18 protein-coding genes and 1 pseudogene are annotated in these 20,294 nt (G+C 58.6%); 8 read left to right on the plus strand and 11 right to left on the minus strand.

The features are described 5' to 3' along the window. Nucleotides 1-82 precede the first annotated feature (82 nt). Nucleotides 83-343 (minus strand): extracellular matrix/biofilm regulator RemA, encoded by a 261-nt coding sequence (remA, locus tag HNI00_RS05480; protein ID WP_068510970.1) that lies wholly within the window; start codon nucleotides 341-343, stop codon nucleotides 83-85. Nucleotides 344-874: 531 nt separating this feature from the next. Here remA and HNI00_RS05485 point away from each other — a divergent pair. Beyond that, entirely contained in the window at nucleotides 875-2,653 is a 1,779-nt protein-coding gene (locus HNI00_RS05485; protein WP_316791392.1) for an Rqc2 family fibronectin-binding protein, read from the plus strand. Next, on the plus strand, nucleotides 2,650-3,855 hold the full coding sequence (locus HNI00_RS05490; RefSeq protein WP_316791394.1) for an alpha/beta hydrolase: 1,206 nt from the start codon (nucleotides 2,650-2,652) through the stop codon (nucleotides 3,853-3,855). Before HNI00_RS05485 ends, HNI00_RS05490 begins: the two co-directional genes overlap by 4 nt. A 113-nt stretch (nucleotides 3,856-3,968) precedes the next feature. Here the strand turns inward: HNI00_RS05490 and HNI00_RS05495 are convergent, their stop codons facing one another. Next, nucleotides 3,969-4,970, minus strand: coding sequence for a zinc-dependent alcohol dehydrogenase family protein (locus tag HNI00_RS05495; protein ID WP_316791396.1), 1,002 nt, complete (start codon nucleotides 4,968-4,970; stop codon nucleotides 3,969-3,971). A 199-nt stretch (nucleotides 4,971-5,169) separates the two neighbouring features. On the opposite strand from HNI00_RS05495, the gene ftsH reads away from it, so the two are divergent. Beyond that, a complete protein-coding gene (gene ftsH, locus HNI00_RS05500) occupies nucleotides 5,170-7,110 on the plus strand; it encodes an ATP-dependent zinc metalloprotease FtsH (RefSeq protein ID WP_316791398.1) in 1,941 nt (646 codons plus the stop codon). 27 nt (nucleotides 7,111-7,137) lie between these two features. On the opposite strand, the gene HNI00_RS05505 is transcribed toward ftsH, so the two are convergent. The 3 genes from HNI00_RS05505 to HNI00_RS05515 all read right to left on the minus strand — a co-directional run bounded on the left by HNI00_RS05505 (nucleotide 7,138) and on the right by HNI00_RS05515 (nucleotide 10,661). Then, nucleotides 7,138-7,665: a 5-formyltetrahydrofolate cyclo-ligase gene (locus HNI00_RS05505; protein WP_420156314.1), complete on the minus strand. Its 528-nt coding sequence runs from the start codon at nucleotides 7,663-7,665 to the stop codon at nucleotides 7,138-7,140. A 216-nt stretch (nucleotides 7,666-7,881) separates the two neighbouring features. Continuing rightward, complete coding sequence (locus HNI00_RS05510) at nucleotides 7,882-8,877, minus strand: hypothetical protein (protein ID WP_316791400.1); 996 nt, start codon at nucleotides 8,875-8,877, stop codon at nucleotides 7,882-7,884. 170 nt (nucleotides 8,878-9,047) lie between these two features. After that, nucleotides 9,048-10,661: an NAD(P)H-hydrate dehydratase gene (locus HNI00_RS05515; RefSeq protein WP_316791402.1), complete on the minus strand. Its 1,614-nt coding sequence runs from the start codon at nucleotides 10,659-10,661 to the stop codon at nucleotides 9,048-9,050. Between the two features lie 380 nt (nucleotides 10,662-11,041). On the opposite strand from HNI00_RS05515, the gene HNI00_RS05520 reads away from it, so the two are divergent. After that, nucleotides 11,042-11,521, plus strand: a complete 480-nt coding sequence (locus HNI00_RS05520) for a GNAT family N-acetyltransferase (RefSeq protein WP_316791405.1) — start codon at nucleotides 11,042-11,044, stop codon at nucleotides 11,519-11,521. Here HNI00_RS05520 and HNI00_RS22055 read toward each other — a convergent pair. From HNI00_RS22055 to cobU, 4 genes and pseudogenes are all read right to left on the minus strand, one after another. Then, a complete protein-coding gene (locus HNI00_RS22055; protein WP_420156315.1) occupies nucleotides 11,493-11,999 on the minus strand; it encodes a GNAT family N-acetyltransferase in 507 nt (168 codons plus the stop codon). The two genes, HNI00_RS05520 and HNI00_RS22055, sit on opposite strands and share 29 nt — an antisense overlap. Nucleotides 12,000-12,098: 99 nt before the next feature. After that, nucleotides 12,099-12,938 (minus strand): annotated as a pseudogene (locus HNI00_RS22060) (heme-dependent oxidative N-demethylase family protein); the annotation flags it as partial. A gap of 108 nt (nucleotides 12,939-13,046) precedes the next feature. Beyond that, nucleotides 13,047-13,481: a hypothetical protein gene (locus tag HNI00_RS05530; RefSeq protein WP_316791409.1), complete on the minus strand. Its 435-nt coding sequence runs from the start codon at nucleotides 13,479-13,481 to the stop codon at nucleotides 13,047-13,049. A gap of 225 nt (nucleotides 13,482-13,706) precedes the next feature. Further along, nucleotides 13,707-14,261: a bifunctional adenosylcobinamide kinase/adenosylcobinamide-phosphate guanylyltransferase gene (gene cobU / locus HNI00_RS05535; protein ID WP_316791411.1), complete on the minus strand. Its 555-nt coding sequence runs from the start codon at nucleotides 14,259-14,261 to the stop codon at nucleotides 13,707-13,709. 148 nt (nucleotides 14,262-14,409) lie between these two features. Between cobU and HNI00_RS05540 the strand changes: the two genes are divergently transcribed. Further along, complete coding sequence (locus HNI00_RS05540) at nucleotides 14,410-15,399, plus strand: hypothetical protein (RefSeq protein WP_316791413.1); 990 nt, start codon at nucleotides 14,410-14,412, stop codon at nucleotides 15,397-15,399. Between the two features lie 23 nt (nucleotides 15,400-15,422). Beyond that, nucleotides 15,423-15,530, plus strand: coding sequence for a nitrate/nitrite transporter NrtS (gene nrtS / locus HNI00_RS05545; RefSeq protein WP_316791415.1), 108 nt, complete (start codon nucleotides 15,423-15,425; stop codon nucleotides 15,528-15,530). Nucleotides 15,531-15,573: 43 nt separating this feature from the next. Here nrtS and HNI00_RS05550 read toward each other — a convergent pair whose 3' ends face one another. Beyond that, on the minus strand, nucleotides 15,574-16,065 hold the full coding sequence (locus HNI00_RS05550; RefSeq protein WP_316791417.1) for a hypothetical protein: 492 nt from the start codon (nucleotides 16,063-16,065) through the stop codon (nucleotides 15,574-15,576). 211 nt (nucleotides 16,066-16,276) lie between these two features. On the opposite strand from HNI00_RS05550, the gene HNI00_RS05555 reads away from it, so the two are divergent. Further along, a complete protein-coding gene (locus HNI00_RS05555) occupies nucleotides 16,277-17,161 on the plus strand; it encodes a LysR family transcriptional regulator (protein ID WP_316791419.1) in 885 nt (294 codons plus the stop codon). Here the strand turns inward: HNI00_RS05555 and HNI00_RS05560 are convergent. Further along, on the minus strand, nucleotides 17,150-18,061 hold the full coding sequence (locus HNI00_RS05560) for a DMT family transporter (protein WP_316791421.1): 912 nt from the start codon (nucleotides 18,059-18,061) through the stop codon (nucleotides 17,150-17,152). The two genes, HNI00_RS05555 and HNI00_RS05560, sit on opposite strands and share 12 nt — an antisense overlap. A 488-nt stretch (nucleotides 18,062-18,549) precedes the next feature. Between HNI00_RS05560 and HNI00_RS05565 the strand changes: the two genes are divergently transcribed. Further along, nucleotides 18,550-20,280 carry a mechanosensitive ion channel family protein gene (locus HNI00_RS05565; RefSeq protein WP_316791423.1) on the plus strand — a complete coding sequence of 577 codons (1,731 nt, stop codon included), beginning with the start codon at nucleotides 18,550-18,552 and terminating at the stop codon, nucleotides 20,278-20,280. Nucleotides 20,281-20,294 lie beyond the last annotated feature (14 nt).

The raw sequence follows: 20,294 nt of genomic DNA on the forward strand, positions 1-20,294 counted from the left end.
GATCTTCATTCTATATGCAGTTGAAGATCTGATCCGTCTTGATATCAGCCGCCTCTTGCGCTGCGTCTATGCGGGGCTGGGGCTAGTCATCACTGTTGTCTTTGCTCACCATGAAGCGGTTGGCGACTGTTTCGGGCTGAATCGCTGACAACACCACATGTCCAGAATCGGTCACAATGACAGCACGAGTGCGACGACCATAGGTGGCATCAATTAACTGTCCGCGATCGCGGGCATCGCTGATGATACGCTTGATGGGGGCTGATTCGGGGCTGACAATGGCAATCACCCGATTTGCAGACACGATATTCCCGAAGCCGATATTGATGAGCCGGATGTCCATACAAATCCATGCGGAATAGAAAGTGGGCAGAACTGATGCGTGAAATCTGGATATCACCCCAAAGCAGGCGGCACCTTGGCCACCTCACAGAGAGCAATACGTCTAGTGACTTTCAAATAGTTCTTGGGTTAGTGATGCACTCGGTAGAAATCCTCAAAGTGCTTAGTGCTAGAGGTTACAGTTGCCACCCCAGATTCAAAGTTAATGGTAATCATTCTGACCAATAATAGGATGTTTTACGTATATATTTTCAATTTGTTAAAACCAAATCTGGTGGTACTTTTCCGTAATTTTGTAGCTTAGGGCCTACCTATGATTTCTGTGTAGCACGAACCTTGACTTACCCTGCTTCACCCAATTGGGTGAGTTTTTTGCAACAGTGTGAATGTTAGAGAAAAATCCGCCAACTATGCTAAAAAAGTCCGCCATTGCTAAGAAAATCTAGTATTTCTTCATATAAAAAATAGATTTCAGGAATTTGGTGAATGCGGATCTTCATAGAAAGAAAAGAAGTAGATCTCCAGAAAATCTGTGCAACCCGTTGATTACACGACTCTGATGGCTGCCTGCGCTGAACTGCGAGGGACCTGGCTCCCGGCTCGGCTGGAGCAGGTTGTGCAGCGCGATCGCCACACAATTGCCCTCTGCCTCCGCACGCTCGATCGGCGCGGCTGGCTTACCCTCTCCTGGCATCCGCAAGCGGCCAGAGTGTGCATCGACCCGCCGCCGCCCAAAGGCCCCGACACCTTCACCTTTAGTCAACAACTGCGGCATCAGCTTAGCGGACTGGCGCTGGTTGCGATAGAGGCGATCGCCCCCTGGGAGCGGGTGCTGGATTTTCAGTTTGCGCGACGACCCGGCGACCCTGCCCTATGGCATCTCTATGTGGAGATCATGGGCAAATACAGCAACGTAGTGTTAACAAATGCTGACAATCAAATCGTTACTGTGGCACATCAGGTCAGCGCTCAGCAGTCCAGCGTGCGTCCGGTGCTGACGGGACAGCCCTACGAGTTTCCCCCCGGCTTGACCGAATCGATGCCCAGCCTGGAGGAACCGCTCGATCGCTGGCGGGAGCGGGTGGCGCTGATTCCTGGCCCGCTCAAGCGCAACTTGCTGAAGGCCTATCGCGGGCTGAGTTCGGCGCTGGTGCTGCGGCTGATTGCGGCGGCAGGACTCGATCCGGAGCGCCAGACAGATTCGCTGAGTCTGGCGGAGTGGGAACGGTTGGGCGATCGCTGGCGGGCGTGGCTGACGGCGCTGCAAACCGAGCAGTTTTCCCCCGGCTGGCTGTCCGATGGCTACACCGTGCTGGGCTGGGACGATGCGCTTCCGGCTGAGTCAGTACAAGCGCTGCTCAGCCGCTATTACACCGACGAGCTAAACCGCCAGGTCTTCTCGCAACTCCGCCACCAGCTCAATCAGCGGCTGACCCATCTGCTCAACAAGCTCTACGCCAAAGCCGAAGATTTCCAGACCCGGCTGGCCCAGTCCAACGAGGCCGATGGCTATCGGGCGCAGGCCGATTTGCTCATGGCGCACCTGCACGAATGGCAGCCGGGGCTAAAATCCATTGAGCTAGCGGACTTTGAGACGGGCGAACCCGTTAACATTGCCCTTGATCCTGAAAAGAACGCTGTGCAGAATGCCCAGGCGCTTTACAAGCGACACCAAAAATTGCGGCGATCGCGCCAGGCCCTTGAACCGCTGCTGGCCGAGGTGCAGGCAGAAATCACCTACCTGGAACAGGTGCAGGTTGCCGTCCTGCAAGTAGACACCTACACCATGCCAGACGACCTAGACGCGCTCGAAGACATTCGCAATGAGCTAATCCAGCAGCGCTATCTCGACGACCCCGACCAGCGCTATCGAGGAACTGCGGCAACCAACATGAACTTCCGCCGCTACACCACACCCAGCGGCTTTGAGGTGTTGATCGGGCGCAACAACCACCAGAACGACCAGCTAATCTCGCGCACCGCGACTGACTACGACCTCTGGTTTCACAGTCAGGAAATTCCGGGGAGCCATGTCCTGCTGCGGCTTCCGGCGGGCGCAGTGCCAGAGGATGCCGACCTGCAATTCACGGCTGATCTGGCTGCCTACTACAGCCGCGCTGCCCAAAGTGAGCAGGTTCCCGTCGTCTATACGGAGCCGCGTCATGTGTATAAACCCAAGGGCGCACGACCCGGCACAGTGATCTACAAGCAGGAGCGGGTGATTTGGGGACAGCCGCAGCGGGCTAGGCGTTGGCTAGAGTCTGCTGCCGGTTCTGCTCCCGTCTCTACGCCGGAACCCGTTGCGCCATGAGTCGTGTCGCAGGCTTGGTGATCTTGTTGCTCAGTGGGGTGGGGCTGTTTCTCAGCCTATGGACGGTCGTGCCTGCGCCGACTTTTGCGCTGCTGCCGCTGGGGGTGGGAGCGCCGGAAATCAGCCCACTTTTGATGCTGGTGAATGGGCAGGTGGGGCTGGATGCAGTCGTCCTGTTTGCTGCCAGCCGTCGTCCTGCGGCTCGGCGCATGGCCCGCAGCGCGATCGCCCTCAGCTTGGTTGCCCTTCTGCTCAGCAGCCTGCCGCTGTTGCAACTGCGGGGCACCGTGCAGCAGGTAGACCAGGCGATGCGAGCAGCCCTGGGAGACTCCTACGATCTGTCCCCAAATGTGGCCCGACGCGGGCGATCGCGCCCATTTGTGTTTTCCGACCTGCTCCTGGGCATTCCGATTCCGGCGGACGTTTCTGCTGAATCCATCGAGTATGCTGCGGCGGATGGCACGCCGCTGCGCCTAGTGAAGTATCAGCCTGTGGTGCGGCCACCGGAGCCGATGGGGGCCATCGTCGCGCTCTATGGCGGTGCGTGGCGCGCGGGGGATGCCGACGATAATGCCCATTTCAACCAATACCTGGCGGCGCGGGGCTATACGGTGATCGCGCTGGACTATCGCCACGCGCCAGAGCATCCCTTCCCGGCGCAGCTTCAGGATGTGCAGCAGGGGCTACGGCTGATTCGCCAGCGGGCCGCAGAGTGGGGAATTGCGGGCGATCGCCTTGCCATGCTTGGCTGGTCGGCAGGCGCACACCTGGCCACCTTGGTCGCCTTCCAGCCCGATGCCGTGCCCGTGCGGGGAATCGTCAGCTACTACGGCCCGGTAGACCTAGCGGAGGGTTATCGCAATCCGCCGCGCCCCGACCCCATCAACACCCGCGCTTTGCTAGAAGACTTCCTGAGCGGCACGCCAGACACCCGACCCGCCGAATATCGCGCCGCCTCGCCGATTACTTATGTGCGCCCTAGTCTGCCGCCTGTGCTGCTGATCTATGGCGATCGCGACCATGTGGTCAAGCCGGAATTCGGCCAGCAGCTTTACCAAGCACTCCGCGCCAACGGCAACACCGCCGCCCTGATCCGCCTGCCCTGGGCAGAACACGCCTTCGATGTGATGTTTCGGGGCATCGGCAACCAGATTGCGCTCTACCATGTGGAGCGGTTTTTGGATTGGGCGATCGCCCGGTAGAAGGATTTTGGGTTGGGGATTTTGGAGGCGGGATTGGGGCTTGTGCAAAGGACTTTGGATGAGAGATTTTGGAGGCGGGATGGGAATCGCGGCACGGAGTTTTGGCAGGGGCCTCAATCGGCGATCGCCAGCGCAATCTTTCCAAGGCAGGAACCTGCTTCCAGCAGCCGATGCGCCGCTGCTGCCTCTGCCAGCGGAACCGTGTGGCTGAGGATGATGCGGAGCTTGCCTTGGTCAATCCACTGGGCGCAGCGGTGCAAAATCTCTGCCTGGTGCGCTTGGGCAGAGTCCAAGCCCTGGAGCATGGGGGTAAGCATGAGTTCAAAGCTGACCCGCAAGTTGCGATCGCGGGCCGTCTTCCAATCCGTCTGCGGGTCGGGTGCCAGGAGCGATACCACATCGCCATACACCCGCGTCATCGCGAAGCACTGCGACAGCACGCCGCCGCCCACCGTGTCAAAGCTGACATCCACCCCCGTGCCCTGGGTCAGCGCCATCACTTCAGCTACAGGATCGGTGGTTCGATAATCGATCGTGGCGGCGGCTCCCAGATCTCGCGCCAGGGCCGACTTTTCCTCAGTGCTAACGGTGGTGTAAACCTGCGCCCCCATCAGCCGCGCCAGTTGAATCGCCACATGCCCCACGCCGCCCGCGCCCGCCTGCACCATCACCGTCTGCCCCGCCTGGAGCCGAGCGCGATCGCACAAGGCTTCCCAAGCGGTAATCAAGACCAATGGCGCAGCAGCCGCTTCGGCAAAGCTCAGCGTGGCGGGCTTGGGCGCAACGCAGCGTTCTTCTACCACGGCAAATTCTGCGTAGGTTCCCGGCGCTCCGCCCAGTCCGCCCTGGCAAAAGTACACCGCCTCACCAATATGAAACTGTTTCACCTGAGCGCCAACTGCCTCGACGACCCCCGCCCCGTCGCAGCCTAAAATTGCAGGCATCTGATCCGGGTAAAACGTGCCGCGCTTCCGCAGCTTCGTATCAATCGGGTTCACACCTGCCGCCTTCAGGCGCACCAGCAGCGCGGTGTCGCTCGTCAGGCGGGGTTCAGGAACGTCGCGCAGTTGCAGCACCTCCGGCGCACCTGGCGCAGTCATCAGTACAGCTTTCATCCGGGTTTTCTCCTCTCTAGCCCGATCTATTCCCTGACAAATCAGAGGTTCAGCAGCCTGTGAACTGGACGTAAAGTTTCAGCCCAGCCTGCTCCGAATTGTAAGGCCGCAGGCTGAAACCACACCCGCTGCTGAGTCAGCAAGTTACACTAGTGCTATCCAAAGATCCTGTGTTCTGGCACGACTGAAAGCTTAAGGTATGCGTGATTCTCGACCCCGCCCGCTGACCCCAAACACTCCCCTACCCCGCACCCGCACTACTCGAACTGTCCGTACCGCGGCGACAGGTGCAGTGGCAGCGGTCTGGCTGGCGCTGCAAGCCGTGCTGGTCGCTCCGCCCGCTCTGTCGCAAACCAGCACGGCCCGTTCCCCAGAACGCCTCAGCTACACGGGGCTGATAGAGAAAATTGAAGCAGGGCAGGTGTCTAGGATCGAGGTCGATTCTGCGCGGGGTGTGGCGCAGGTCTACCTGAAGGATCGCAGCAATACGCCACAGGAAGTCATTCTCTTCAGCAATCCAGACGATAACCAGGCGCTATTTGAAACGGCGCGAGATAACAAAGTCGATGTTGCGGCCCAGTCTTCGGCAGACAGCAATGCGGTGTCCTGGTTTATTACCAATGCGCTGCTGGCGTTTCTGCTGATTGCGGGGCTGCTGATGATTTTGCGCCGCTCTAGCAATGCCTCTGGCCAGGCAATGAACTTTGGCAAGTCTCGCGCCCGCTTCATGATGGAAGCCAAGACGGGCGTGACGTTCGACAACGTAGCGGGCATCGAAGAGGCCAAGGAAGAACTGCAAGAAGTGGTGACCTTCCTGAAGAAGCCAGAACGCTTTACCGCTGTGGGGGCCAAGATTCCCAAGGGCGTGCTGCTGGTGGGGCCGCCGGGGACTGGGAAAACGCTGATGGCCAAGGCGATCGCCGGAGAAGCAGGCGTTCCCTTCTTCAGCATTTCTGGCTCAGAATTTGTGGAAATGTTTGTGGGGGTGGGTGCATCCCGCGTCCGCGACCTGTTCAAAAAAGCCAAGGAAAACGCGCCCTGCATCATCTTTATCGACGAGATCGACGCAGTGGGTCGTCAGCGCGGCGCGGGCATCGGCGGCGGCAACGACGAGCGGGAGCAAACCCTAAACCAGTTGCTCACCGAGATGGACGGCTTTGAGGGCAACACGGGTATCATCATCATCGCCGCCACAAACCGTCCCGACGTGCTGGATTCTGCGCTGCTGCGGCCGGGCCGCTTTGACCGACAGGTGCAGGTCGATTTGCCCGGATACAAGGGTCGGTTAGGCATTCTGGAAGTCCACGCCCGCGACAAGAAGCTGTCGCCGGAGGTATCGCTAGAGGCGATCGCCCGCCGCACGCCTGGGTTCTCTGGGGCCGACCTGGCAAACCTGCTGAACGAAGCCGCCATCCTCACTGCCCGCCGCCGCAAGGAAGAAATCACGGCGCTGGAAATCGACGATGCCATCGACCGCATCACCACGGGCATGACGCTAACGCCGCTGCTCGACAGCAAGAAAAAGCGGCTGATTGCGTATCACGAGGTCGGCCATGCGCTGCTGATGACCCTGCTGAAAAACTCCGACCCGTTGAACAAAGTGACCATCATCCCCCGCTCCGGCGGCGTGGGCGGCTTTGCCCAGCAGACCTTCAACGAAGAGATGATCGACAGCGGCCTCTACACCCGCGCTTGGCTGCTCGACCGCATCACTATTGCGCTGGGCGGCCGCGCCGCCGAGGAAGAAGTGTTTGGCGATCCGGAAGTGACAGTCGGCGCGAGCGGCGACATCCGCGTGGTGGCAGACCTGGCCCGCGAAATGGTGACTCGCTACGGCATGTCTGACCTGGGCCCCTTTGCGCTGGAAAGCGGCAACAATGAGGTGTTTTTAGGGCGAGATCTGATGTCGCGGTCGGAATATTCTGAAGAAATTGCCGTCAAGATTGACCATCAGGTTCGTGACATTGCGATGCGCTGCCACCGTGAGGCCCGTCGCATTATCCGCGAAAATCGCGCCTTAGTAGACAAGCTGGTAGAGATTTTGCTAGAGCAGGAAACCATTGATGGGGAGCAGTTCCGCAAGATTGTGGGCGAGTCGGTCGAGTTGCCGGAACAGCAGCTTGCTGCCCAAGGGATCTAGCGTCCTGATGCAACGCAACTCGTCCCGTTAGCCGTCTGCCAGGAATAGCCCTGTTTCGGTGCAGATGCCGTGTAGCGGGCGATCCCAGGGATCTCTTGGCAGGCGGGGCACACGGGCGTACTCAAACACAATGCCAATCGTGGGTTTGCCCCGCCACTGGGGCGCACTCAGCATCCGGTCGTAGAAGCCGCCGCCGTAGCCCAGCCGATAGCCCTGCACGTCGCAGGCCAGCGCCGGAACCAGGATCAGGTCTACCTCTGCTGGGCTGAGCTGGATCGACAGGGGATGGGGTTCTGGGATGCCAAACGCGCCCGTTTGCAGCGGGTAGGCGCGGGGCATCCCGGCTCCATTGGGCGACCAGCGATGCCAGACCATCTCTTTTTCGACGCAGCGGGGAAAGCCCCAGCGCTTGGGCAGGTGAAACAACGGGCTGAGGTCAGGCTCTTGGCGCACGCTGAAGTAGGCGAGAACCGTCCGCGCCTGAGCAAATCCCTCCCAGCTTTGCAACCGGGCACAGAGGCGATCGCTCTTTTCTCGCCAGAGATCAGGATGCATCGCCTGACGGGCCTTGAGCAGCGATCGCCGTCGAATGGCCTTTTCCTGATCACGGTCAGCTTGGGAACCAGCGGTGAGATCCAAGGGGTTAGAAGTTGGGGTTAGAAATTGAGGTGAGAAGTTTGGGTTAGAAGCTGGGAATCCTGAAAATTGGCGCACTCCGCACCCGTTTCGTAACTTACTCTAGAAGCTTTTGTGCTGGTGTGGCAAGCCAGATTATCGACCCGACAGCCACGCTAGCTCAACCACCGTCAGGTCATACCAAAAGCCGGAGCTTGCCGGAACCTGCTGGAGGCGATCGCCACACTGCCGGGTTCCCAACTGACCGCAGGCCAGGCTCAGCAACTCCTGCTGCGACACTGGGCGGCCGCTGGGCGTGAACCAGTTTGCGCCAAACCGAGCCGATCGCCCGTTGGGATAAAACCAGGACGAGCCAGACATGAGCAGTTGCCCATTGGGATATTGCCAGGACGAGCCAAACCGACTCGCCACGCCGTTGGGATAGTTCCAGCCGTTGCCAAAGCGAGCAACCTGTCCATTTCCCCAGCGGCTAAGACTGGTGGCTACGCCGCCGCTGCTGCATACTGCCAGTTGCGCTCCGGTGACGGCATCGCTGAGGGAACTGCCCGCATCCCACATATAGGACAGTCGCGCCATCACGGTCAGATCGGTGCAGTCTTGCGTAGACACCAGCGGCAGAGGATTGGGCGGCTCTGGTCGGCGACGCGGGCGATAGTCGTAGCGGGGATAGCAGTCGTAGCCCGGATAGCAGCGGGGCAGGCGATTCCCGTAGGGATTGCTTCGCGAATCGCGCCGATAGTCCTCCCGCCAGTCCAGATCGTCGCGCCAGTCGTAGGGATCGCGCTCATGGTGATCAGGGCGATCGCCCCGCCGCCGGATGATGATTCGCTGCGCCAGTTCGGGCGCTTGGCGGGTGCTGGGTTCTGCCGCTGGTCGGGCATCGAGATGGGTTGCCTCAAGGCGGGTTGCCTCAAGACGGGTTGCCTCAAGGCGGGTGCCCTCAAGAGAGGTTGCCTCAAGGCGGGTTGCCTCAAGGCGGGTTGCCGAACCCTTCAGCGGCATCGCCAGCCCGCCCAAGAGGGCCAGCGTTAGGGCAATTCCCGTCGGGATTGCTTCGCGAATCGCTCGATGTCGTGGGGTTGGGTGGGGCGATTTCCGCAGGGATCGCTTTGGGAATCGCGTCTGCCTCATCGCATTTTGGAACAGCCGAAGCAAACCAGTTTGAGGGTGTAGCATTTGACAGAACGGCGCTTGAGGAATCTAAACGGAACGGGCGATCGCAGGGGACACAGCAGGTATCCGACGGCCGGGCATGAGACAGGTGGACTGAAAAGCTTGCCAAAAATCCAAAATCGCCAATCCTAAAATCCAAAATCGTTAGAATCGTCAAAATCATTAAAATCGTTCGATTGCAATACCCGCGGCAAATAGCGGATCTGCGTGCTGGCATCTGCGCCCAGTTCGCTGTGGGCGGCGGCGGCGAGTCGCCCGGCGGCGGCGTGCCACCAGGTGGCGGCGGCTACGACTGGCTCCAAGGGCAGATGTCGCCGTGCTGCTTGGGCCAGCAGCCCCCCCAAAAGCCCCGTCAACACATCACCGCTGCCGCCCCGGGCCAGGGCAGGCGTGCTGTCTGGATTCAGCCACACAGCCGGATGCTGGGTTGTGCCGATCGCCACTTTTGCGCCCTTCAGCAGCACGATCGCCCCAGACTGCTGGGCGGCGCGGCGTGCTGCGTCGATGCGATTCCCGCAGGGATCGTTTTGCGAATCGCCTTGTTCCTCCCTTCCCGACGCTGCCCCCAGATCGGGAAACAGACGGCGAAACTCGCCCGGATGCGGCGTGAGGACGGTTGGGGCGGGCCGATTCCGCAGCGTGGGAACTGGGTCGAGCCTCGCCAAAATATTCAGCCCGTCGGCATCCAGCAGCAGCGGCGTGGCTGCTTCCAGCAGTTGCTTGACCAGGCTCACTGGCTTGCGGGTCAGCCCACAACCGCAGGCGATCGCCGTGTAGTCTGCCAAGTTCAGGTCTTCAGGCAACTGGGCGATCGCCCCATCGTCCGTTTCCCCACAGCCCCACACCAGCGCATCCGGCACCTGCGCCACCACCATCAGCCGCAAAGATTCTGGCACGGCCACCGACAGCATCCCCACGCCGCTGGCCCGGGCCGCCTGGGCCGCCAGCAGGGCCGCCCCCGCATACTGCCGCGATCCGCAGACCAGCAGCAAGTGCCCCTCGCGATACTTATGGGTCGTGATGGAACGGGGAATGGGTAGAGCGGCGATCGCCCGCTGCGGCGTAATCCGGCAAAGATCAGGCGGGGTTCCCAGCACCTCGACGATATCCGCCAAGGGCAGGTCAAAATCAAGCAGTTCCGCCTGCCCGATCCAGTCTTGCCCCTGGTCTTGCAAAAACGCCTGCTTCCACAGCCCCAGACAAAAGGTGCGCGTTGCCCGCACGGACGTTCCCAGCACCGCGCCAGTGTTGGTGTGCAGTCCAGAGGGCAGGTCAATACTCAGCACGGGTTTCTGCCAGGTGTTAATCTGGTCAACGGCGGCGGCGATGTCGCCAGAGAGCGGCCGCGTCAGCCCAAAGCCAAACAATCCGTCAATCAGCACAGTGCAATTGGCTAAATCAGCCAGCGCCACCTGGGGAATGCCCAAACTGGCGGCATAGCGGGCATGGTGAGCCGTTAGCTCCTTGAGACTGGCAAAGGGCACAAAAAGTTTCACGCCATAGCCGCGAAAATGCAGTTCCCGCGCCACCACCAGGGCATCGCCGCCGTTGTGCCCCGGCCCGACAAGAATGCCAAACGTCGTTCGCGCATTGGGATACAGCTCACACACGCGCCGGGTAATTAGCCCCGCCACCTTTTCCATCAGCGCCGCCACGGGCATCCCCGCCGCAAACACCCGCGACTCGATGGCCGCCATCTGACTGGCCGAAACGACAAACTGCTGAATCTGGGTGTGCCGCATGGGAGGGTTTAGGGGTCAGGGGTTAGGAATCTAGCCAGATGCTCTTGCTGCTGCAATCCTATCCTTAGTATTGATTTTGGATTTTGGATCGGCGATTTTGGATTGCAAGTCGGGCGTTTACGAGGCTTCCAGCAATTTCACTGGTGGCAGCATTTAGGAGAGTTGAGACAGCGTAAGGGGTTTCGCGTTGCGCTTTTATCGTTGCTGCTGGCTAGACTTAGAAAAAATTTATTGTGCAGCAGCCGAAGGAAAAGTCCGGTCAACAAGAAATCTGGTTGGCTTTGAGCAGCTTAAAGTTCCGTCCTGACTCCCGACTCCTGACTCCTGCTATAAAACCAGCGCTGAAGAGGGAAATTGTGCAAATTCGGGAAGATGATTTGATGGGTGACCAGATTGCGGCGCTGCTGCGAGAGCATCTGGATAATATGCACGAAATTACGCCGCCAGGGAGTGTTCATGCGCTGGATCTGGAACGGCTGCGATCGCCCGACATCACCTTCTGGAGCGCGTGGCAGGGAGACGAACTGGTGGGCTGTGGCGCACTCAGGCACTTGGATGCCACCAGCGGTGAAATCAAGTCCATGCGGACAGTTCAGGCATACCGTCGTAAGGGCGTTGCCTCAAAACTGCTGGAGCATATTCTCGCGGAAGCAGAGCGGCGGGGCTATGGATGTCTGTATTTGGAAACGGGGGCACTGGCGGAATTTGCTGCGGCGCGATCGCTCTATGCCCGCTACGGGTTCGAGCCGTGCGGCCCCTTTGCCGACTATGCGGATGATCCCAACAGTGCTTTTATGACAAAGGCACTCCCAGCGAAGAAACAGGCTCCAATCAGTCCGCCTGCTTCGGAGAGCGCTTGATGAACCGCATTGCGCCCTGAAACTCGCCCGCCGTTTCAACCCCCACCGCCGTCCAGCCCAGGTGCAGGTAAAACCCGTAGGCCCGCAGGGTTGGGTCGTTGCCCGTCACCAGCCAGATTTCCTCGCATCCTGCCGACCAGAGCCAGTCTTCGGCTGCCTGCAAGAGCGATCGCCCAATGCCGCGTCCTTCATAGGCTGGCAGCACAAATAGCCCAAAGATCGTTTTCTCAGTGGCATTGGCAATGGCAAACCCGGCTAGACGGTGCGCGGGCGGGTCTGGGCTGCCAGGATTCATCTTGGGCTTCACCTCGGCATTCATCTCGGCAACCCAAGCGCAGCAGTCGGTGTCTAGCATGTGCGCGACGGAGGCTGGCGTAATGCCCAGCGCGGCAATTTCCTCGCGGGACTGGTGATTTTCCACAACGCTGGTGCGGATGTCAAACAGGGCCTCGATGTCTGTCGCCTGTGCTGGGCGGATCTGCCACCCCCAGAGATTGTCCTGTAGATAGCCCTCGATAGCCGGACGGATCGGCGCGAGGCTCTTGTAGCGCTGCATATCGGGCGGAATCTGGGCGATCGCCCTGACCAGGCCTGCCGCTGCTTCTGGGTATTGCTGCAACATGGCCAGCGGATAGGTATAGGTGCGTACCGTAAACAGCACGCCGCCGCTCTGGGGCAAGCGCCGCACGGTCTGTCGCTCTACCCGAATCCACAGGCGATCGCCCGCGTTGTCCGGCGTGAGGTCGGTTGGAACCGGATGGCTCCGCTGAACGCCCAGAAATAGCTCCGGCGTATCGACGATGCTCCAGTTAAACCGGTAGCCGGGATGATCGGGCTGGAGCCGCGCAAAGAAGTTATCCATTGGCCGCTCCAGCGTCTTGTCATAGCCAGGAACAGGCGCATGAATCTGCCCCAGCGGTCGCCCCAGCTTATCGACCAAGCGCCAGTAGAGCGGAAAGCACAGCGATCCTGCCACCAGGCGATAGGTTCCCTCCGCCGACGGCAGCAGCACCAGCAGATCTTCTTGCACCCAGCGCCCCGCCAGATCCAGCGGACACTCGCGCCAGGATTGCGGAGCCATGTCGCCCCCGTCGCCCACTGTCCAGGTTTCGCCTGTGAGGTGGTTGATCAGGCGATCGCCAACCTGCGTAAACCATTGAGGAAATCGCCGGGGTAAATGATCAGCCAGTAAATTCAACACCTCTTGCTGGGCTGCTTCGCTGCCGGGGAGCGCGGCAAAGACTTCTGCATGGCGTTCACTCAGCAGTTCGCGCTTCCGTTGCAAGTAGCGTTCGTACTGGTTGTCGATTTCTATCCAATGATCGAGGGAGAGCGATCGCAGCCCCAGCCGCATCTGCCAGTGCCCGTCGGCGAACGGAAAATATGTAGCAGGGGGAGGGGCAGCAGGGGAAGACATCGGTTTCGGGCAATCCTATCGGATGTTGCCTGCATCTCTTAATCGCTAATAATCGCTAATAATCGCTAATATCGGTCATTGGTAGTGTGATTCGGTAGCAACGAAACGCTAACGGCGGGATTTGGGGGTGTTTTGCCGCAGGCGATCGCGGATTTGCTCAAGCTGCTCCTGGCTGCTGACGGGCGATCGCGGCGACGGCAGTTCCATATTGGGCCACAGTTCCAGATCAGAGCAGGGGCAGGAAAGCTCCTTGCGCTGTCCCAGATCCAGCATCGGCACAGGCATATTGCAGCGGGCGCAGGACTCGATCACCCAGGCGGGTGAGAGCAGGTCAGCGATGCTCTGCGTCGTGCCTTCCAGATAACACTGAGACAGGTCATGCTGCATTAGGATCTTCCAGGCGAGGGCAAAGTCGTAGCTGTAGCGATCGCCCTGCAACACGGTTTTGGGCAGCAGCGGCTCTGCGTTGCCCGGAAGAATCACGCGCTTGCCAAGCTGAAACCAGGAACCCAAATAATCTCTAACCTGATCGAGAGAAGCCATAGCGCCCTCCTGGGGCAAAGTCCTTGAAACTGCGATCGCCCCGACTGGATGAAGTAGCCTGCGATTCTTCTAATGGCCTTAGTTACTAATGGCCTGACCTTAATGGCCTGAATTCCATTGTCTCTATACGTCCATCCTATCGGCATCCATCAGCCGACAGGGTTCGTAAAACCGAAGCGTTTCTTAAGGTTTTAGGGATGATCCTACTAACAATTACTCTAACAATCACTCGGTTGCCTCATCAGGCTCCGGCAGCCGCACCCCAAGCTGCGCCAGATCCAGCGCGTAGCCGCCCGTGACCAGATAGACCGACTGGGCGATCGCCCCGATGCGGCGGGTCAGAGAACCGAGGCGATCGCGAAAGATACGTCCCAGCGGATAGGCCGGCACCACACCCCAGCCCGTCTCTTCCGCCACCAAGATCAGATCCGCAGGGCTGGATCGCAGCACAGCCAGCAGCGTGGCAACCGTACTCTGCCAGGTGTCTTCGTCTTGCTCCAGCACATTGGCCAGCCAGGTTCCCAGGGCATCCACCAGCCAGCACTCGCCCGCGGCGGCAGTCGCCAGCAGAGCAGCCAGATCCACGGGTTCCTCAAGGCATGTCCAGTCGGCGGGGCGACGCTGCTGATGCTGATCGATGCGGGCCTGCCACTCGGCATCGTCCGCACGGCGCTGGGCAGTGGCAATGTAGATCACGGAACCGGAGCGCGATCGCGCTAAATGCTCTGCCCATTCGCTCTTGCCGGAGCGAGAAGGACCCGTGATCAGCGTAATGGGCATATTCTCTGCGTAATGGGCATATTCTCTGCGGTGAGAGGACGGGAAAAATGCGAGAAAAAGGGTGCAAACGTTGCGAAGAATCTTTTTAGCATATTCCGTTGCCAAAATTCCTCGATAGAATGGCGACAGCCGCTTTCCCCCGCCCATCATGAAATCTGGACTGCAACGGATCGAAGCCACGCTGAATCAGCTCGACACGCTGCCAGAGGCAGGGCCACGAGCGGATCGGCCAGGGGCGCAGTCCACGGTTTCCCCAGAAGCGCAATCGGTGGCGCAATCGGTGGCGCAGTCTGTAGTGCAATCGGTCGCGGAATCGGTGGCGGAATCGGTGGCGCAACCTGCGACCCAGCCCGCCGCGCCTGTGCTGCTCGAACTGCCGTTTGGCGGCAAGCTTCCGCCTGCATCACAGGGCGATCATGCTGGCGTTGCGGAGCCATATCGCCCCGCCGTAGCCCCCAGCCCCCATCCTGTTGCGCCGACGGTTTCTTACACCATTTCTTCCCGCCTTTCCCAGGGACTTGCGCCCGCTGTGTCCCCAAACGCCTCCTCAAGCGGGTCTGCGCCCATTTCCCCGACCCGCGCTCAAACCAGTTCATCAGCCGCCGCGCCTGCCACGCCTGACCTGTCGGGTTTTCCGTTTGCGCCCCTAGCTGCGCCGCGCCATGCCACAGACCCTGCTCTGGCGCTGGGCATTTTGCGGGAGATCGAGGGCACGCTGCTGAGCTGGCAGCGAGAACTCCAGCGGCTTCAGCTTGAAATTCAAGAATTGCACATGGAGGGGCCGATTATCGACGGCTGGCTAGAGTCGCAGCCCACTACCCCGCCGCCGCCAGAGGCTGAGTTTATTCGCCATGCAGAAATCGACGCGCTGATGGGCTACGTGGAAACGATTTGCGACGCTGCGCCCGATGGCATGATTCACAAGTCTCCGCGAGCGGGCTATCGGCTCTGTGGGCTGGATGCAGACGGCAAGGTGTGGTCGCGGGAGTGCCCGCCGGAGCGCGTGCCCCAGGTGAGTCTGGCGATCGCCCGCTGCCAGAAGGTGCGCCAACTGGTGACCCGCAAGAACGACCTAGAATCGCGCCTCAGCAAACTGGCTGAGCATTTGGTATCGGTGCATGGCGAACTGATGACCTGAGGCTAGTTCAATCAAATTCAACTGTGAACCAGAGGATGAGTGGCGATCGCTGGGCTGCGGCTCTGTTTACCGACATCGTGCCCTATATGGTCAATATCCATGGGCAACACATCAGCCGCGATCGCCCTTAGTGGTCAAAGTGGTCATAAGTAGTAGCCGTAGTCGCCTTTTGAGCTAGGCGACCCGCAGTTGCACCCGGTCAAAGCCGTGCATTCTTGGGGGTGGCGCAGACTGCGACGTGACGCGCAACAGCCGGGGAATCTCGCCGCTGTTGTAGACTCGAAACTCGCTTTCCACGGTTGCGGCGGCGGTTCGCACGGCCTGGTTTAGCACGAGGGAGCCGTGGGGATCGGACACGGAGCGGTGAAACGTCCCCGGCGGAATCCGCAAAATCTCGCCGTTGGCCTCCAGCCGCACGATATGGAATGGGTAATCCCAGGAAAAGTTCACCAGATAGAACGTGCGACCCCCCGACAGCGCCAGCAGGTTGTCTTCCTGGTTGGGATGCATGTAAAACTGCCAGTGTCCGTTGTCGCTGTTGTTGGGGCTGACGGCGGGGCCCTCATGAAACACGAGGTCGCGGGCGTTGGAATTGGCGATGGTGATGTCGAAAAACCGAACGCTGGGCGTATCGCGGAATTTGTGGTAGGAAATCAGGTCAAACATGGTGGGTTAGCGATGAAGAAGGGCTATTGCATTGCAACGCTGCGTTTCGGCTACCCTAACGCAGGGCTTTTGACAGATACAAAACTTAAGGCGGGTTGCATCTATGCAAAAAGCGGATGGATGTGTCAAATTTCCCGTGCTATACCATTTCACCGTGTGTCAGATTAGGGGCAGAGCGGTGGACGGTTTTCGTGAACTTCTATGAACTTTTATGAACATTGACCAGTTGCGCGTGTTTGTGACCGTGGCCGAACTGGGCAGCTTTTCGACCGCAGCGCTCAAGCTGGATGTGTCGCAATCTTCTGTGAGTCGGGCGATCGCCGCGCTGGAGGAGGAATTGGGTGTGTCGCTGCTCACCCGCGGACGGTTTGGGGCACACCCGACGCAGCTTGGTGAGCGGGTGCTGGTGCAGGCGCAGCAGATTTTGCAGGCGCGAGAACGGATTGACTATGAAGTGAACCTGGCGCGGGGGTTGCAGGGCGGGCGCGTGCGGCTGGCTTCTTTTCGCAGTGCGGCGACCCACCTGCTGCCGCCGCGAATTGCCCAGTTTTGCCAGCGCTTTCCTCAGATCGAAGTGACGCTGACGGAAGACGACCCGCTGGCAGTGGAGCAGGCTCTCCGAGAAGGCGCGGTGGATATTGGGCTGGTGCCGCTGCCCCGGTCTGAGGAGTTCGATACTTGGGAAATCGGGCGAGATGAGTTTGTGGTGCTGCTGCCGCCTGGCCGCAGACCGGTGCCGGAGCCGATCACTTGGGAGGTTCTGTCGCGGATGTCGTTTATTTTGTACAACTATGCTGAATGTACCTCTGCCGTGCGCGATCACTGGGAGCGCTGGGGGCAGACGCTGCGGGTCGCCTACGAGGTCAAAGAAGATTCCACAATCGTCAGCATGGTGGCGCAGGGTTTGGGCGCGGCGATTTTGCCCCGACTGGCGGCGCTGCCGATTCCAGATGGCGTGCAGGTGCGATCGCTCCCGGTGCCGCTGGAGCGGGTGATTGGTGCTGCGGTCTTGGCAAACGTGCTGCATCCGCCCGCTGTGTTTGTGTTTCTGGATGCGCTCCGGGGCACGGGGCAGTTTCGCCAGTCAGCCGCGTGATCGAGATTTCAGGGTAAAATGCAGCCCCAGGATAATCAGGCTCATGCTGAACAGCATCAGAACGGTCATGGGCTGCCGAAAGAAGGCAAAGGCCAGCAGTGTTACGAAGATGGGAACGAGGCTGTAGACCGAACTGGAGGCGCGGGTGGGGCCGATGGCTTTGACGCTGAGGTTGTAGAGAAAATAGCCCAGACCTGATGCGCCCACGCCCATGTAGCCGAGGGAGGCGATCGCCGCTGGAGAGAGCCGCGCCACGGTGGCCCAATCTTCGCGCAGGCTCAGCAGCAATAGCCAAATCAGGCCAAACCCGGCTGCATAGAAGCTGACTGTGAAGCCGGAATAGCGCTGACTCAGCACCTTGATCAGCAGCGAGTACACAACCCAACTCAGCACCGCGCACAGCATCAGCCCGTCGCCCCGGTTGATTTGCAGCCCGATCAGGTTGCCGATATCGCCTTTGGACAGCAGCGCCAGCACACCCACCAGGGCAATCGCCCCGCCAAAGTAGTTTTGCAGCGTCAGCCTTTCTCGAATGAACAGCGCCGCCGCGATGCCCGTGATGACAGGATTGAAGGCGTTGATGATGGCAGTGTTGGCGATCGCCGTATATCGCAGGCTGAGAAAGAAGAAAAAGTGATAGCCGACCACGCCGAATAAGCCCAGCAATGCAAGTAGAAAAACATCCTTTTTTTGCACCAGTAGCGATGATTTTTTGTAGTGAATCAGCAGGCTAGAGAGAAAGACTAGGGCAATCAGGTAACGCAGCAGCGTTGTCAGGATGGGACTGAGTTCGACCGTTGTAAATTTTCCAGCAATGAAGCTGCCTGCAAACAAAAGACTGGTCAGCGCGGTTAGTAAAATTGGCAGAAGGCGATCGCGCAGCATAATAACTTGATACACTACAAAAACTGAACCCAGACGTGACTCAGGGCATCCCTAAACGCGCAATCTGTGAGCGATTGATGTAACCCAGGTAACACTTCAGGGCGATTTGGAAGGTTCTGAAGGCTAACTTGATGTTGCGGATGTTGCAGCAGATGTTGCACGGAATTATGTTGCATGAGATGCGGCTAAAGAGGATATTTTGTCAAAGTTTTAGTCTGTATGGTTCTAGTCCGTATTGAAGTTGTTTTATCTCTGGCTTTTTAGAATACTTTTTTGAATTGACAGCCTGGTTGTTTCGTCAAAATACGATTCAGATGCGAAATTTAAGTTTGTTTCAAAAACTGACTTTAAGGAAGAAACCCTGGAGCGCTTCTAGGAAGATGGGTTCATGGAACGGGCGATCGCACGCCCGATCTTCTTGGCTCAAAATTGGGATGCAAGCGCTTAGCATCTTGCTTCTAACGCTGCTTTGGGCTGCTGCTCCCAGTTTGCTGGCTGGTAGTTTGCTAACTAGTAGTCCGCTGGCTGGTAGTCCGCTGGCGAGTAGTCCGCTGGCTGATGGTCAGGTTGCCCCTGTTCATCTGATTCATGCATCGAGCCACGCGCTAGAGATTGATGGTCTAGAAATCTTTGCGCCCAGATCAGAGCCGAAAGCAGAGGAACCTGCGGATGAGCCGCAGACTGGGCAACAGGATGCGTCTAGAGTGCCTCAGGGTGCAGCCGTGACCTTGGGCGGCAAAACCCTGTTTAACGTGGAAGCCTCGATCGGCACAAAATCCCGCGCGGAACGAGCCGCCGAAGCCTCCAGAGCAATTCGGTCGGCGGCAACGAATTCTCAGATTCCGCTAGAAGATTTTCGGTTGAATGATCTGCCCAATAATGGAGTGACGCAAATTCTGGCAGGCGACAATCTGCTGATAGCGGTTACCCAGGCAGATGCAAATGTTGCTGAGATGTCGCGAGAAGCCCTAGCGCGGCAGCATCTTGAAGAAATTAAAGACGGCGTGATTGAGTATCGCAATACGCGATCGCCCCAAAAGCTGCTAGCAGGACTCGGCAAAACGGCGATCGCTACGCTCATCTTTGCGCTGCTGTTCTCTCTGATTAATCGTCTATTCAAAGGAATTGTTCAAAAGATTGAATCTTCCGATCGATTCCGCATTCGCACCCTGCGTTTGGGTAGCCGAGAAATTCTGTCAGCACAGCAGGTCACCAACTATCTAATTCGGTTCTCTGGGCTGCTTAAAATCATAGCGCTGCTGACGCTAATCTCGATTTTTGTCAATACGGTTCTCTCGTTCTTTCCGGCAACGCAATCTGTTTCAATCGGCATTTTCTCGTCTATTTTTTCGGTTTTCAGTCAGCTATTTTTTGGCTTTCTGGGATACCTTCCCAAGCTGATTTTTCTGGTCATCTTAGGATATGCCGCTATTTATTTAATGCGGTTCTCCAGATTTGTCTTTTCTGAAATAGACAAGGGCGATCTCAGCATTCCAGGCTTTGATCGAGATTGGGCGGTTCCCACCGAGCGCATTGCCCAAATTCTGATTCTGGCCCTGTTTGCAATCATTGCGTTTCCCTACTTGCCAGGAGCAGGCAGCGATGCCTTTCAGGGCATTTCAATCTTCTTGGGTATCCTAATTTCGCTGGGTTCTAGTTCAGCAATTGCTAACATCATCGCAGGCATCTTGTTGACCTATACTCGCGCTTTTAAGCTCGGTGACGAAGTGGAAATTGGTGACGTGGCGGGGACAGTGCTTGAAAAAGGGCTATTGGTGACTCGAATCCTCACTGACAAAAACTATTACGCCAGTATTCCCAATGCAGAAGTTCTGGGTACGACGGTGACCAATTTTCGCCAAGGCGGGTCGATGAGAGACGAAGCAGACGAGCCGCCAATGGTGTTTGTAGAAGTTGGTTTCCGATATGATGTGCCCTGGCAAATAGCCTACGAAATTTTGGTTGAGGCAGCCAAAGAGACGAAGGACGTGTTGCCCGAACCAGAGCCGTTTGTGCGGAACATTGAGTTCGCAGAGCAGTGTGTGATTTACGAAATCAATGTGTTTACGAATAACTTCCGCGATGACGAGATGATCGAGTCCGATCTGCGGCGAAATATTCAAGGCAAGTGCTATGAACGCGGCATTGAGCTTGCGCCCTTGCAGCAATTTACTGTGGTGCGCCGCAACGGCAAATCGACATCGACCTTGCCGCGCAGCCTGAAGCAAAACTAGCCGGAGCCTGGTGC

The sequence above is a fragment of the Thermoleptolyngbya oregonensis NK1-22 genome (assembly GCF_032705245.1).
Classification (GTDB): domain Bacteria; phylum Cyanobacteriota; class Cyanobacteriia; order Elainellales; family Elainellaceae; genus Thermoleptolyngbya; species Thermoleptolyngbya sichuanensis.

Coding starts and splice junctions, on each gene's coding strand:
- remA (WP_068510970.1), bottom strand. CDS start 343: ATGGACATCCGGCTCATCAATATCGGCTTCGGGAATATCGTGTCTGCA.
- HNI00_RS05490 (WP_316791394.1), top strand. CDS start 2,650: ATGAGTCGTGTCGCAGGCTTGGTGATCTTGTTGCTCAGTGGGGTGGGG.
- HNI00_RS05495 (WP_316791396.1), bottom strand. CDS start 4,970: ATGAAAGCTGTACTGATGACTGCGCCAGGTGCGCCGGAGGTGCTGCAA.
- ftsH (WP_316791398.1), top strand. CDS start 5,170: ATGCGTGATTCTCGACCCCGCCCGCTGACCCCAAACACTCCCCTACCC.
- HNI00_RS05505 (WP_420156314.1), bottom strand. CDS start 7,665: ATGCATCCTGATCTCTGGCGAGAAAAGAGCGATCGCCTCTGTGCCCGG.
- HNI00_RS05510 (WP_316791400.1), bottom strand. CDS start 8,877: ATGAGGCAGACGCGATTCCCAAAGCGATCCCTGCGGAAATCGCCCCAC.
- HNI00_RS05515 (WP_316791402.1), bottom strand. CDS start 10,661: ATGCGGCACACCCAGATTCAGCAGTTTGTCGTTTCGGCCAGTCAGATG.
- HNI00_RS05520 (WP_316791405.1), top strand. CDS start 11,042: ATGGGTGACCAGATTGCGGCGCTGCTGCGAGAGCATCTGGATAATATG.
- HNI00_RS05530 (WP_316791409.1), bottom strand. CDS start 13,481: ATGGCTTCTCTCGATCAGGTTAGAGATTATTTGGGTTCCTGGTTTCAG.
- cobU (WP_316791411.1), bottom strand. CDS start 14,261: ATGCCCATTACGCTGATCACGGGTCCTTCTCGCTCCGGCAAGAGCGAA.
- HNI00_RS05540 (WP_316791413.1), top strand. CDS start 14,410: ATGAAATCTGGACTGCAACGGATCGAAGCCACGCTGAATCAGCTCGAC.
- HNI00_RS05550 (WP_316791417.1), bottom strand. CDS start 16,065: ATGTTTGACCTGATTTCCTACCACAAATTCCGCGATACGCCCAGCGTT.
- HNI00_RS05555 (WP_316791419.1), top strand. CDS start 16,277: ATGAACATTGACCAGTTGCGCGTGTTTGTGACCGTGGCCGAACTGGGC.